The organism is Bacillota bacterium LX-D (assembly GCA_031628995.1).
Classification (GTDB): domain Bacteria; phylum Bacillota; class DUOV01; order DUOV01; family Zhaonellaceae; genus JAVLUO01.
Map to the genome: position 1 here is coordinate 362,155 of JAVLUO010000001.1, position 12,708 is coordinate 374,862.

Below are 12,708 nucleotides of genomic sequence, written 5' to 3' on the forward strand. Positions count from 1 at the left end.
CACATTTAGGGCGGGTCACTGACCATTAGCTTTGAAAAGCAACGCAAAAAAAGGATGCATAGACATTGCATCCCTAAAATTTTCAAAGGTACAATTACTTCCCTACGCTAGCATTGTCTAACAGGTTCAAAGGGTCAAGTCTGGCGACTTTCTCAGCTTTCGCGCCCCTAGTAATTATATGGATATTCAATTATTGTTTTTTATTATAGTATTTTTTTATTTAAAAAGAAAGCATTAAGTACTATATATTCAAGATATTCAAGAAAATTATAATAAATAATATTTAAACACTATAAAGTTGTGACAAGACTTCAGCATAATATATACTAAATTAATTCAAAACGTTCAAATTCCATTTCCAATAAATCAACTTGCAGCCAAGCTTTTTGCAGCGGAATAGTCCTGCCGATCAGTACCTTGACCGCTTCTACTACGGCGAGGCTGGCTATAATAGCTGGCCCAAAGGCTGGGTTTCCTGTGGTTTTTTCCGCCCCACTTTCTCCACCACGGAAAAGGCGCGCTACACTATTATCGCCTGGAAAACTTACCCCTAATAACCCAAACCAACCTGCAACGCCTGCATAAACCAGAGGAAGGTTAAGTTTGTGACATACTTTCTCCAATGATATCCTCCGCGACAACGTATCTAGCGCATCCATTACCAAGTCTACACCTTTAAAAAACTTTGCTCCATTCTCTTCGTCAAACCATTCAGCGTAAATTTTAAGCTTTACATCGGAGTTCACTGCCTGTACTCTTTGCCTAGCGGCTTCCACTTTTGCCTGACTTATGTTTTTCTCTGTGGATAACAGTTGTCTATTGAGATTGGTTTCATCAAAGCGGTCTCCGTCTATTAGCACTAACTATCCAACACCTAAGCGGGCAAACTCTTCAATCATGCTGCCACCAAGTCCACCACATCCAAGCACAGCTACCGTGGACTGTCTTAGCTTGTTCTGATCCTCAATTGATAACGCTTTGTAATTACGCTGGTAGCGAGGTGGTAATTGTACTCCCATTAACCACCACCCACAGGAGGAAAAAGTGCAAGTATATCTCCATTTTGGAGTTCATGGTCGTTATCAACATCTCTCCCGTTTACCAAGGATATGGCTACTTCCTCTAGGGGTAGGCCACATTTTTCAATTACATCGAGTACCCTACTTTGCTGACCTATTTCCATTGTTTTTTCCTTAAAACGTCCTTCGCGTAAGGTAGCAAATAACTTAACCTTAACTTCCATCGTTAAACCTCCTTCATTAAGAACTTTTCTTTATTTTGCTAAGTAAAGCTTAATGTTTAAAAGCATTAATTTTCTTCCTAAACTTGCATTACTTGATCTAGTTCTTCGCCGGAAAAATCCCAAGTTGCATTATGAGGAGGTACTGGTTCACTAAAAAATTCCGGTAACCTATCGTCCTTGTTGGTGAAACCTGCCGCTTCATTAAACGCACGTTCGGTTTTTAAAACAGACCTCCCCAGATCAAACCAATCATCTACTGTCCAGTTTGTGCCATATTGGGCGTTAATCATATCGATTATGGCATGGGAAACTGGTTCATAGTCAAGGACTGCAAAAGCCACGAAGATACAAAGACCGGCACTATCTAACGCAGCAGTTGCAATTTGGAGGTTTCTTGAAAGTTCAATTTGACCCTCCTTTTCCAATGGATCAATATGACCTCCGACCTTCAAGATGTTTGTGGCAACAGAATACCCGGCAGTATGGTCCGCACCCATAGGCGTAGTTGCATAAGTTACGCCAATACCTTTTACTGCTCTTGGGTCATAGGCAGGCATCGTCTGACGCTTTACAGTAGGAATTCGGGTTACACCAAAGGCTTTTCCGGTAAAATCTGCTCCGTTTCCAAGGATACGGCCCATGGGAGTTCCCTCTTTGACCTCGCCTAGGAGTTTTAGCATTCCCTTGCCATCGCCCCATTGTAGTACTCCTGCTTCCATGGCGACCATCATAACCCCTGCCATTTCAATAGTATCTATGCCTACATCATCACATACGTGGTCAATTTCAGCAATAATATCCAAATCATCAACTTTACAACCGGCTCCAAAACCCCAAATGGTTTCATATTCAAAACCGGAGGTTAGATACTTACCGTCTTTATCATTGTAGGTCTGAGAACAGCGAATCACACAACCCACATGACACCCATGAGTAGGATCGCCTTTTCTGCTCATGATTGTATCATACATAGTCTCCCCGCAAATTTTTTCAGCCCCATCAAACTGGCCCATACGAAAATTTTGTGTTGGCAGTCCACCTGCCTCATTAAGAATATTAACCAATACGTCTGTACCATATTTCGGTAGTGCATCTCCACTAACCGGGTGGCTAAGTAATCCCTTATTAAACACATGTGCCGCATCTTTAAACTTATTCCTGTCAAGAATGCTAATACCAGCTCCATCATTATCATCCAAGGTAATATATTTAATTTTCTTTGAACCCATTACAGCTCCAAGTCCACCCCGTCCTGCACTGCGAATATGACCCTTAGGATCCTTAACGGAAATATTGGCAGTAGAAAGCTTATATTCTCCTGCTTGTCCAATTGTCATTACACCAGTATTTTCCCCATACCTTGAAGTTAAAGCATGAATGATTTCATAATTGCCTTTACCTAAAAATTCGGTCTCTTCCTTGATCTCAACACCATCTTTATGAACATGGAGAGAATACCACTTGTCCCCTTCAGGAATACCCTCGATAATCAATGCTTTAACTCCCAGTTTAGCCAGCCTTTGGGCCGCCGTACCACCGGAGTTACTTTCTTTGATACCACCAGTTAAGGGGCTTTTGCTCCCTACAGACAAGCGGCCTGAGTTTGCTGCCATAGTTCCAGCAAGCAAACCTGGCGCAAATACTAATTTATTTTTGTTTCCTAGGGGGTGGCAAGTTGGTTCTACTTCTTTAGCGACAATTGCAGAGGTCAAACCACGTCCCCCGAGCATCTTCCATTCTTCAGGTACTTCTTCACTAGAAAAGGTGAGGTTTGACATATTGACCCGGTAAATCTTCATGATCATCCTCCTTTTTCGATCGTTTCTTATTATTGGCTAAAAAAACAGAAATATTCATTTTAAAAACCTATGTCACCTAATCGTGTACTATCCTACAGAGAAAAATTTATAAGTTGACAATTACCTTCTATGTAAATAAAATTGTATAAATAAATCAATACACTTTAAATAGTATCGATGCAATTTAGTAAATTAGAAAAAAGGGACAGTACATTTCTTTGCGAGGTGACATTGTGAACAAATTAATACCAAAAGTAGCCGCTCTGCACGATCTTTCCGGTTTTGGCCGATGCTCACTTACAGTTATCATACCTGTGCTTTCATCTCTTGGTATACAGGTATGTCCGCTTCCGACGGCCATACTTAGCACCCATTCCGGAGGGTTCGGCGAATTTTATTTCCAAGACTTTACTGACCATATGAAAGATTATGCCTTCCATTGGAAGAGTATAGGCCTGGATTTTGAGTGTATATATTCTGGGTTTCTGGGTTCTGCAAAGCAAATTGATATTGTTTTAGAACTATTTAAGGAGTTTAAAAGTAAGGATAAACAGTTGTTAGTTGTTGACCCTGTCATGGGGGATTACGGCAAGCTTTATAAAACATATACTTTGGAAATGCAAAAGAAAATGCGGTTACTCGTCAAAGAAGCTAATGTGATAACTCCGAATCTAACGGAAGCTTGTTTTCTTCTTGAAGAACCATACACTGAAAAAGCTTTCAGTCAACCTAAGCTGAAGTATTTTCTGAAAAAGCTTTCTGAAATGGGCCCTGACACAGTCATAATAACCAGTATAAAAACTGAAAATGGCCGCTTTGAAAATATAGGTTATAAAAGAAGCGAGGATACTTATTGGAAAGTGGCATACGACTACGTGCCGGCACACTATCCCGGTACCGGTGATATTTTTACAAGTGTTCTAATCGGAAATCTTCTTATGGAAGATAATCTTCCCACAGCAATGGATAAAGCAACGCAGTTCGTATCAATTGCCGTTCGTACAACTTATGACTATGGAACTCCGGTAAGAGAGGGGGTACTGCTTGAAAAGATACTTGTACAGCTTAAAAATGAACATCTGAGCAGTAATTATGAAATAATAGATTAGAATAGGAGTGAAGTATAATATGAATAAGACAACGAAATTTTCTTTAAAAGACATTGTAATAGTGGGATTGCTAGCTGCAATATGCACAATCGGTACAATGATAAAAATTCCTTACGGAAATGGTGCCATGGTTCATCTTGGTACAGCAGCGTTATTTGCCTCTGCCATCCTTTTCGGAGGTGTTCGTGCAGGCTTGGCAGGTGCCATCGCCTCGGCTTTTGTTGACCTTTTTTCCGGATTTTTCCTCTACACTGTTTGGTCATTAGTTATTAAGGGAATAGCAGGATTAATTGTGGGCAGCATCGCTCATTCAGGCGGTTCCAAAGGAAACAGTGTTGTAAGGAATATTCTTGGCTGTATTTTGGGAGCGGTATGGACTCTTGCCGGGTACCTAGTTGCATGGACAGCAGTCATTGGCAGATTTGAGGCCGCCATCGCCAATGTTCCTAGTTCGCTCATTACATCGTCAGTGGGGATACTGATAGCAATTCCTTTGTCGGCAACTTTACGTATTGCGCTTAGCAAGTCAGGCATCCTTGATAGGAGTTAACTGACTGAAAAAATTAAAGGGCGTTTTCCGCCCTTTTTTAGCTATCTGCCCAAAAGTTTATCTAATTCTTGCCATCCATGCCTGTGCAAACGCTTGCCTTGATGCGGCGTCCTCCGTTAAATAGACACGTAAAACGCAAGTATTACTTTATGTTTCATAGAATTGCTTAATATTTCTTAAATTAATAAAAAAGTTAATGCCAGTTCAAGCCGTGGTTTGGTACGATATCTTTTTAACCAACCATGTAGCGTGCTGGTCTTTACACCTAATTCTTTTGCAACAGATGCTATGGAACCTTTAGATGTTTCTACCCGTTTTATTACCTCCATTTTAAACTCTGCACTATATTGCTTTGCCATCTTTTTTAACCCCTTTCAACTTCTATTATACTTGTGTTTCAACTGTCCATCAAAAGGGGTACGGGCCAGTACTGTATAAATTTGTTCCTAATTTTCTTACATCATACCCATACCGCTCATACTGCCGCCTGAACTACTTCCTGAACTGCTTGGAGTTGACATATTCATTGGGCCCATAGGCATTCCCATATTCATTGTGCCCATACCTCCCATACTATTCATCGGCATTCCATTCATCATCATGCTTTGGTTAGTAGGCATTGTCATGTTCATCATCCCTGTACCACCCATGTTATACATTGGTATTCCATTCATCATCATGCCTTGATTTGTAGGCATACCCATATTCATCATACCTGTACCATACATTGGCATCATAGTGTTCATACCGTTATTCATTCCGGTTTGCCAATTAGGTATACTTTGCATATACATATTTCCCATATTCATTCCATTCATTGGCGTAGTTTGCTGCATTAATGAATATCCTCTTGAATTACTCCCAGATGTTACAAATGAAAGTACTACAACAGAAATAATTATCCCAACGAAAGAAAATAACGCAAGCCTTAACCAATTATTATTTTGCATATACATACCTCCAATTTTTAATTTAGTTAAATTTAAGCTCTTATCCATAAAAGTAATTATGTAGTTAAACAAGCCTATTGTAATCAAACCTAAGCCGATAATCAGGAGAAGTATTAATATTATCATGTAGAGAGAACCAACATTACCTAACAAACTCACTTTCTTCCTCCTAATAATTTATTTTAACCAAACGATTACCAGAAATATTGATCCTGCAATTATAAAAGGCAGTAAGGTAATAATAGTAATTGTCGTAAAGTAATGCATTGCTTTTAAACTTTCGTTATCACTGTGGTGGGAGCTATGCCCATTTTGTACCATTGTCTGGCTATGTTGTTGATTTTGAATTAAATCACTAACCGAAGCACCATTTAATTGCATTAGCATCATTTGCCCCATACCTTGCCCCATCATGCTATCATTACTAGTATTAGAAGCTGATCCCCAGGAGTATAATATACTACTAAGGGTAATCACTCCAAATACAATACATAATTGTAAAAATATTAATGTCTTTTTTTTCATCATTTTATAGTTCTCAACCTTACTAGTATAGCTGCTAAAATACTAAGAATAATTAATGGCACTGTTATCGATGAAGCTATAAATATTATTTGACTGAGGACTATATCATGTTCAATTGACATTGAAAGGCTCATTAACGAATTCTCCATCGCATCCATCATTCCAGACATAAATTGCATGATTTGTTGCTCTGATGCAGGGGGACCTAAGGAAGAGATTAAAACTGATGATGCTAAAAAGAAGAATCCTGTGGTAAGAATCCAGATAAAAAATTTAAAGTATGGCTTTTGCATCATATCATTCGCTTCTCCTTCTGCCTAAAGGGTAATTCTCCACCCTTCAATTTTGCTGTCGCCTTAGTTTCCGCTGTTTTAGTCCATACTAGATCATGACATTTAACATAAATATGCCAAATAACGCTAGCTAGGACTATAAAAGTTAATTTCTCATGAACGTAAAGTGCAAAGGCTGCAGCCTTCATATTCGAGTCCATACATATCCAAATTATAACCCCTGTAATAATAAAGATTAGAGTAGTAATCAAAGTAAACAACTGATATCCACTTCTGCCGATTACAAGCCAGGGTAATCTATCTTGCTTATTTTTTATTATTCTAATCACTTCATATGCTATGACTATGAACGTTAGTAAAACATATACTGCCGCAACAGTTCTATGTATGTAATCTGCTGTGGATATATCGTAATTTAAGATCCAACCATATTTGGCGCCTACCATTGTTAATCCGCTTAGTGCCAATATTGCAAAAACAATTGCCCATAACCAATGAATCACAAAGTCAAATCTAATCTTCAAGTCTCAACATCCTTTATTCGATTTGCTGATTATTTTCTCCGTAATTATTATCCTGAGGTTTTTGCTCCTCGTCTATTGCCGTATTATTAATTTTTGAAAAATTCATGTTGCCATCAATATACCTTTTAACGTATGCAATTAGGGCAAATATTAAAGATATAATTAATACGATTGATAGTATGTTAATAAGTAATATAAAAATACTCGAAAAACTAAATGCTGTTGTATAACCCATACCCATATTGGTATGCATGTTCATATTATATCCCGTCAAGGGCTGCATAAAGCTATTTACTAACATAAGGATCACTACGATACCAATTACTGATATACCTATTACCGTTACAATTTTTAAAATAGGATCAGCATTGATATAATTGATAATTTGTTGCTTATTGTCCTTAAAGAAATTGTTTTTAATCCAAATAACCAATCCAGCTACTAAAGCTACCACTAGTATTAACATAAAAAATTTGATTAATAATGCTAATAATCCTGTTAAAAGGCTGCCAAGAGAGTAACCATATCCACCCATAGCCATGTGCTCTCCATTCATCATACTCCTACCTCCTGTCAGTAAATTGAACAATAATCCAAAAGTTATTGTACCTAATAAAATTACCAGTATTGTTCGAAAAATAGGATCCTGTTTTTCATTTGACGTCATTTTATTTCACCTTCTCTAAAGATAGTTCAGTTTCCATATTTTTCTCGGTTTTATTTTTTTTGATCATACTTAATACTGCTCCTAATATGCCACCTATCAGACCTAAAAGCATTATTACAAGGATAATTGAAAATATAGTTTGAATGCTAAAATATCCATTATTACCCATTGACATTTGGTTACCCATAGTCATAGTGTTTTGAGCTTGGGTTGATGCTTGTACCATTTGATTCATAAAATCCTGCTTAAGCCTGTTTAATACAACCATTCCCTGAGCAAGTTTATATATGCCCTGATGTAATTGTCTCATTTCCTGAACATTATATTCATAACCATTCGGCGATCCGTATGGGTTAACATTTATCAACGTAGAGGCTTGATCAAGCATATTCATAGCAAATGTTAACTTAGTTCTATTTTGTAGAGCCAAGTTATATTTTGCCACATACGTATCGTAGGTTGGCATACTCGGTTCGGCTATAGCCGCCTGACTTATAAGATCATCGTTTAAATCATTTAAATATGAAAGACTTTGCGCTAAAACAAAAATGCCATTGTGTACTTGTTGAAGTGCGTTTTGGTCATAAACATAACTTTTGTTTTGTTGGTTTGTATCAGCTTTCCCAGTTGAAGTAGCTGCAGGTGTTTGGGTACTAGAATTGCCTGTAGGTGCTATATTTATTGAATTATTACCACTAGGATATATATTAGTTGTTCCATTACCTTGATTAGTTCCATTCGTTGAGTTAGGTACAGTTGTTTGAGAATACGGATCAATGGTTATTTGATCAATAGCTTGATTAATTAAACTAAGCGCTTGATTCATTTTATCTTTGTTTTGTATTGCAATTGTATTCAAAGGTACGTTATTTTTTTGGTTCTGATTTGTATTATTATCTGAAGTCATATTCATACCCATATGCGTACCATTCATCTTGAAATAGGACCATCCTAAATAACCTATTCCCCCCACAATAATAAGAATTAAAAAGAACCCAATTATGTTTTTTAAGAGTTTCATTTCAATCACTCCCATAGCACAAAATCTAATTTAGCTGTTTATGGTATTATGATTTATGAATCGTTTAATTATTCAAAGTATTTTATATAGATATACTTAGCTAAAGAAAAATATAGGTTATTAGCGACACTAAGCCAATAACCTATATTTTGATTTAAAATTACATCATACCCATGCTACCTTGCATGTTCATACTACCATTACTCATATTACCCATATTCATATTATCCATCATCATTCCGCCATTACTCATATTGCCCATCGGCATATTCATCATGTTCATTCCATTCCCCATCATGCCGCCTTGCATTTGGTTCATTGTGTTATTCATCATTTGCATTCTTTGATTTTGCATATTCATCATGTTCATATCATGCCCCATCATGTTACTTTGCATCTGGTTCATTGAATTATTCATCATATTTCCCTGCATCTGCATTCCTTGGTATGGCATGTACATACCATTTGTTCCCCCTGAAGAGGTAAATGCTAAGATGACTGCTGTTATAATTATTCCCACGAAAGAAAGAAGAGCCAATTTTAACCACGAGTTATTATACATAAACCTACCCCCTTGTTTTTTAAACAACATATTTATACTTAATTTTCCATTTCAGTACTTGCATTTTCAATGAAATTATCCCTTTCAGCAGTCACTTCTCTTTTTAAAAAATTTAAATGACCCGCTTCATATTGGTTTTTAAGATACGTGATTACAGCACCAATTATTGAGACAACTAAAACAAATGAAAGGATATTTATTAAAATTGTCAATATACCAGCTATATTAAACGAAGATTGAAAACCGCCCATGTGATTATTCATATGAAAATTGAATCCTAGGCCAGGCTGAGTTATACTATTTATTAAAGTCAGCACCAGAATAATGCCTAGAATTGAAACACTTACAGTTGCAACAACCTTCAAAATAGGATCATTTTTTAAAGATTGATGATATTCGCTTTTTTCACTTACAAAATAGTTTTTAATCCAAACAACAGCTCCAAAAATTAAGGCTCCGACAAACACTATCATTAGGAATTTTATTAGCAATACAAGTAACAATCCTAAATAGTTACCAGATGAAAATCCAAAACTCATACCACTCATAAGTACCCTCCTCTTTTATAAAATGAATTAATAACCTGCTACATAGGCATATTAGGATCCATAGTCAAATAGTGAATGCCAACACCAGCAATGACTAATACTGCTAAAATAGCTAAAATTATAATGATTTTTTTACTCACAAACATCACCTCCCTACTTGTTTATTTATAGGATATTATGGGATACTCTTAAACTATTTTTTTAACACCTCTTTCTTATGCTTTAAGTATAAAATAATTTTTTGAAGATTTTATGAAGGATATTTGAATATTTATAGTTTTTATTATTCTTTCTTTAGTAGGAATTTTAATCATTGTCAATCAAAAACTACAAAAAAAAGCTGTGAATTAGCAAATTAAAATAGCTCCTCATTTTCATCCTAAATTAGGGTAAATTGCAAAATAAGTTAAAAAAATTTTATTTTGTATTAGCCTACGGTAAAGCAGATTTCACATTGTCACGCTTTTTTAGGGTAAAAAATTAACCGGGAAATACCCGGTTTTTAGTTTAAATACCTACTTCCTGAGCGGACTTAATAACCGCCTCTTCATCAATACCTTCCATTCTTTTCCGGCATCCATAAAGCAGGCAGTTAGTGGCTAAATTGTTGATTAGCCTCGTCCAACCCCTGGAAAGGGTGGCAATAGCTTCTACAGCTGCAGGAGAAAATATTTCAAATTTAGCACCTGCTAACTCCAGGTGGTGTAAAATATAATTTTTCACCTCTTCTTTATCCAAGGGCATTACCTTGTAACGCATGATGACCCGTTGATTTAAAGACTGATTATGGGATAAAGAGTCTTTAAGGTAATTAAGCCGTGCTGTTAATACTTGCTCTAGTTTCTCCGGATCAAAGGGAACCTCAATCTGTTGCCCAATAAACTGGGGGGTGCGGATCTACATAACTTTACTCGCCATAAATTTTTTAATCTTAGAAATGAAATTATGTTTAATTCGGCACTTTATCTTAAAACTTTTAAATTAACAAAGAAAGCTTCGGACTTGTCTTTTTCCACTCACGAGTAGTGTAAAGCACTAGATACTGATCAATACCAGTTCTATCTGCAATGATTTTTATTACATTCTCAATTTCCTCTTTATCCCGCCCATGTATCATACTATAAAAATTGTAAGGCCATAAAGTTGAAGGTCTTCTTTCGTAAATATGACTTATATTATGAAATAGGCACATCATTTCAACCAGCTGATTAATTTTTTCCTTTGAAACTATCCATGAAATTAAACCATTGTAAGTGTAATCCGTATTGTAATGATATATTATAGGGGAAATGCGTTTTAAGTAACCGAACTGCTTCATCTTCTTCAATCTCAGCAACAGTTCTTCCTCAGTAATATTTAGTTCTTGACTTAAACATTTATATAAATCTGGGTCTAATGTTATATCTTCAGAAAGATAACTGATAATATCTTTGTCAATATGATCAAGCAATTATATTACCCCTTTGATGTTTTAAAAAGAAAAATAAACATTTACCTTATGTTTACAAATGGAAGGTAAATTAACTATATCATTAACCCCAGTCTTTTTTTTAATTTCATCAAAGATTTTTTCCAATTCATGCTCATTAGGAGCCATTAATGTAAACCAAATATTAAATTCATGCTCTCTTTGATAATTATGAGTAACACCGGGGTATTCATTAATAATTTTTATGATTTCTTGGATATTATCATTAGCTTTAATTCCCACCAGGGTACTAACAATTCCGAATTTTTGAACATCAAAAATCCCCCCCACCCTTCGAATAAAACCATTTTGTTTCAATCTTACAAGGCATTTTACGACTTCATCTTCTGTTAATCCAATAGCTTTAGCAACTTTACGAAAAGGTCTTGGTTCCAGTGGTATTCCCTTCTGTGTTTCATTAAGTACTATTCTTTCTATAGTGCTGAGTTTAACCATGAACTATTTCCTCCAAGCACCAATGATCTTCCTGAAGAAAGTCACCCGTATCATAATAAGCCCGTGCCCTGCAGCCTCCACATAATTGATTATATAAGCATTTGCCGCATTTTCCTTTATAATTGCTAAAATCGCGGAGTTGTTTAAATATCTCATTATGTAACCAAAGTATTTTAAAAGGTGTTATCCGAACACTTCCAACCTTTAATGGCAAGTAAGGACAAATATGTACGTCACCATTAGGCAAAATGCAGCAATAGCTAATACCAGCAATACATCCTCTAGAATAATGCATGTTTATATATTTTTTTTGGGCTTCCACCATGAATTGAGGGGCACAAGTTGGTTTTAACTCAATATTAAGGTTTTTTTTCATATTAACAATTATTTCAAGCATTTGCCTATATTGTTCCTTGTTTAAAACTTCTTCTTTAAGCTCTCTACCACGTCCAACATTTACGAGAAAAAAAAGATGATGTGCTTTCCCGCCAATTTGCGAAACAAATTCCATCATTTCAGATATTTGCTCATAATTAGTTCTGGTAACCGTTGTATTGATTTGTAATTTAATTCCTTCGCTTAAGCAATTCTGAATTCCTCTCATTGCTTTATTCCAACTGCCACTTATCTGGCGAAATTGATCATGTTTCTCTGCTTCAAGATTATCCAAACTAATAGCAACTGCCTTAACTTGTACTTTTTTTAGTTCTTTTGCAACTTCTTTAGTAATAAGAGTACCATTTGTCCCCAATGCGGTTATAAGATTATTGTTATTAGCACAGCAAATTAATTCATACAAATCATTTCTTAGTAAGGGTTCACCACCACTAAAAATTAATCTTTTAAAACCAGCTTGAGCGATGCCCGTAATCAGCTCAAGACCTTCTTCAGTAGAGAGTTCGTTTCTTGTATTAATATCAGGTCCAGATTCTCTATAACAGTGTTTGCACGATAAATTGCATTTTTGGGTTACATTCCAGGAAACTAGCATCT

At 36.0% G+C, this 12,708-nt stretch carries 17 protein-coding genes, 1 pseudogene and 1 riboswitch; of the genes and pseudogenes, 2 read left to right on the top strand and 16 right to left on the bottom strand.

The window, feature by feature from the left end:
- Positions 1 to 82: 82 nt before the first annotated feature.
- A riboswitch (TPP riboswitch) is annotated at positions 83 to 179 on the bottom strand.
- Between the two features lie 147 nt (positions 180 to 326).
- From RDV78_01940 to RDV78_01950, 3 genes and pseudogenes are all read right to left on the bottom strand, one after another.
- Positions 327 to 1,019, bottom strand: a pseudogene (locus tag RDV78_01940) (HesA/MoeB/ThiF family protein).
- Positions 1,019 to 1,243 carry a MoaD/ThiS family protein gene (locus RDV78_01945; protein MDS1029266.1) on the bottom strand — a complete coding sequence of 75 codons (225 nt, stop codon included), beginning with the start codon at positions 1,241 to 1,243 and terminating at the stop codon, positions 1,019 to 1,021. Before RDV78_01945 ends, RDV78_01940 begins: the two are co-directional and overlap by 1 nt.
- Positions 1,244 to 1,320: 77 nt before the next feature.
- Positions 1,321 to 3,042 (bottom strand): aldehyde ferredoxin oxidoreductase C-terminal domain-containing protein, encoded by a 1,722-nt coding sequence (locus tag RDV78_01950; GenBank protein MDS1029267.1) that lies wholly within the window; start codon positions 3,040 to 3,042, stop codon positions 1,321 to 1,323.
- Between the two features lie 233 nt (positions 3,043 to 3,275).
- Between RDV78_01950 and RDV78_01955 the strand changes: the two genes are divergently transcribed.
- Both RDV78_01955 and RDV78_01960 read left to right on the top strand, forming a co-directional pair.
- Positions 3,276 to 4,151 carry a pyridoxamine kinase gene (locus RDV78_01955; GenBank protein ID MDS1029268.1) on the top strand — a complete coding sequence of 292 codons (876 nt, stop codon included), beginning with the start codon at positions 3,276 to 3,278 and terminating at the stop codon, positions 4,149 to 4,151.
- 19 nt (positions 4,152 to 4,170) lie between these two features.
- Positions 4,171 to 4,701 (top strand): ECF transporter S component, encoded by a 531-nt coding sequence (locus RDV78_01960; protein ID MDS1029269.1) that lies wholly within the window; start codon positions 4,171 to 4,173, stop codon positions 4,699 to 4,701.
- Positions 4,702 to 4,877: 176 nt separating this feature from the next.
- Here the strand turns inward: RDV78_01960 and RDV78_01965 are convergent, their stop codons facing one another.
- The 13 genes from RDV78_01965 to RDV78_02025 all read right to left on the bottom strand — a co-directional run bounded on the left by RDV78_01965 (position 4,878) and on the right by RDV78_02025 (position 12,706).
- Positions 4,878 to 5,060, bottom strand: coding sequence for a transposase (locus RDV78_01965; protein ID MDS1029270.1), 183 nt, complete (start codon positions 5,058 to 5,060; stop codon positions 4,878 to 4,880).
- Between the two features lie 96 nt (positions 5,061 to 5,156).
- Positions 5,157 to 5,810, bottom strand: a complete 654-nt coding sequence (locus RDV78_01970) for a hypothetical protein (protein ID MDS1029271.1) — start codon at positions 5,808 to 5,810, stop codon at positions 5,157 to 5,159.
- A gap of 18 nt (positions 5,811 to 5,828) precedes the next feature.
- Positions 5,829 to 6,179: a hypothetical protein gene (locus RDV78_01975; protein ID MDS1029272.1), complete on the bottom strand. Its 351-nt coding sequence runs from the start codon at positions 6,177 to 6,179 to the stop codon at positions 5,829 to 5,831.
- Positions 6,176 to 6,472 carry a hypothetical protein gene (locus RDV78_01980; protein ID MDS1029273.1) on the bottom strand — a complete coding sequence of 99 codons (297 nt, stop codon included), beginning with the start codon at positions 6,470 to 6,472 and terminating at the stop codon, positions 6,176 to 6,178. The genes RDV78_01975 and RDV78_01980 overlap by 4 nt, the downstream gene beginning before the upstream one ends.
- On the bottom strand, positions 6,469 to 6,993 hold the full coding sequence (locus RDV78_01985; protein ID MDS1029274.1) for a cytochrome b/b6 domain-containing protein: 525 nt from the start codon (positions 6,991 to 6,993) through the stop codon (positions 6,469 to 6,471). The genes RDV78_01980 and RDV78_01985 overlap by 4 nt, the downstream gene beginning before the upstream one ends.
- A 13-nt stretch (positions 6,994 to 7,006) precedes the next feature.
- Positions 7,007 to 7,552, bottom strand: coding sequence for a hypothetical protein (locus RDV78_01990; GenBank protein MDS1029275.1), 546 nt, complete (start codon positions 7,550 to 7,552; stop codon positions 7,007 to 7,009).
- A gap of 109 nt (positions 7,553 to 7,661) precedes the next feature.
- Positions 7,662 to 8,681 carry a hypothetical protein gene (locus tag RDV78_01995; GenBank protein ID MDS1029276.1) on the bottom strand — a complete coding sequence of 340 codons (1,020 nt, stop codon included), beginning with the start codon at positions 8,679 to 8,681 and terminating at the stop codon, positions 7,662 to 7,664.
- A 160-nt stretch (positions 8,682 to 8,841) separates the two neighbouring features.
- A complete protein-coding gene (locus RDV78_02000; GenBank protein MDS1029277.1) occupies positions 8,842 to 9,243 on the bottom strand; it encodes a hypothetical protein in 402 nt (133 codons plus the stop codon).
- A gap of 38 nt (positions 9,244 to 9,281) precedes the next feature.
- On the bottom strand, positions 9,282 to 9,791 hold the full coding sequence (locus RDV78_02005) for a hypothetical protein (protein ID MDS1029278.1): 510 nt from the start codon (positions 9,789 to 9,791) through the stop codon (positions 9,282 to 9,284).
- 507 nt (positions 9,792 to 10,298) lie between these two features.
- Positions 10,299 to 10,550, bottom strand: coding sequence for a hypothetical protein (locus tag RDV78_02010; GenBank protein MDS1029279.1), 252 nt, complete (start codon positions 10,548 to 10,550; stop codon positions 10,299 to 10,301).
- Between the two features lie 217 nt (positions 10,551 to 10,767).
- Positions 10,768 to 11,241: an Lrp/AsnC family transcriptional regulator gene (locus tag RDV78_02015; protein ID MDS1029280.1), complete on the bottom strand. Its 474-nt coding sequence runs from the start codon at positions 11,239 to 11,241 to the stop codon at positions 10,768 to 10,770.
- A 21-nt stretch (positions 11,242 to 11,262) separates the two neighbouring features.
- Positions 11,263 to 11,715: an Lrp/AsnC family transcriptional regulator gene (locus tag RDV78_02020; protein ID MDS1029281.1), complete on the bottom strand. Its 453-nt coding sequence runs from the start codon at positions 11,713 to 11,715 to the stop codon at positions 11,263 to 11,265.
- On the bottom strand, positions 11,708 to 12,706 hold the full coding sequence (locus RDV78_02025) for a radical SAM protein (protein MDS1029282.1): 999 nt from the start codon (positions 12,704 to 12,706) through the stop codon (positions 11,708 to 11,710). Before RDV78_02025 ends, RDV78_02020 begins: the two co-directional genes overlap by 8 nt.
- Between the last annotated feature and the right edge of the window lie 2 nt (positions 12,707 to 12,708).

Excerpts from the sequence above, each read along its gene's own strand:
- RDV78_02020 (MDS1029281.1), bottom strand. The coding sequence starts at position 11,715 with ATGGTTAAACTCAGCACTATAGAAAGAATAGTACTTAATGAAACACAG.
- RDV78_02010 (MDS1029279.1), bottom strand. The coding sequence starts at position 10,550 with ATGCGTTACAAGGTAATGCCCTTGGATAAAGAAGAGGTGAAAAATTAT.
- RDV78_02005 (MDS1029278.1), bottom strand. The coding sequence starts at position 9,791 with ATGAGTGGTATGAGTTTTGGATTTTCATCTGGTAACTATTTAGGATTG.
- RDV78_01990 (MDS1029275.1), bottom strand. The coding sequence starts at position 7,552 with ATGATGAATGGAGAGCACATGGCTATGGGTGGATATGGTTACTCTCTT.
- RDV78_01960 (MDS1029269.1), top strand. The coding sequence starts at position 4,171 with ATGAATAAGACAACGAAATTTTCTTTAAAAGACATTGTAATAGTGGGA.
- RDV78_02025 (MDS1029282.1), bottom strand. The coding sequence starts at position 12,706 with ATGCTAGTTTCCTGGAATGTAACCCAAAAATGCAATTTATCGTGCAAA.
- RDV78_01995 (MDS1029276.1), bottom strand. The coding sequence starts at position 8,681 with ATGAAACTCTTAAAAAACATAATTGGGTTCTTTTTAATTCTTATTATT.
- RDV78_01975 (MDS1029272.1), bottom strand. The coding sequence starts at position 6,179 with ATGATGAAAAAAAAGACATTAATATTTTTACAATTATGTATTGTATTT.
- RDV78_01980 (MDS1029273.1), bottom strand. The coding sequence starts at position 6,472 with ATGATGCAAAAGCCATACTTTAAATTTTTTATCTGGATTCTTACCACA.
- RDV78_01945 (MDS1029266.1), bottom strand. The coding sequence starts at position 1,243 with ATGGAAGTTAAGGTTAAGTTATTTGCTACCTTACGCGAAGGACGTTTT.
- RDV78_02000 (MDS1029277.1), bottom strand. The coding sequence starts at position 9,243 with ATGTATAATAACTCGTGGTTAAAATTGGCTCTTCTTTCTTTCGTGGGA.
- RDV78_01965 (MDS1029270.1), bottom strand. The coding sequence starts at position 5,060 with ATGGCAAAGCAATATAGTGCAGAGTTTAAAATGGAGGTAATAAAACGG.
- RDV78_01950 (MDS1029267.1), bottom strand. The coding sequence starts at position 3,042 with ATGAAGATTTACCGGGTCAATATGTCAAACCTCACCTTTTCTAGTGAA.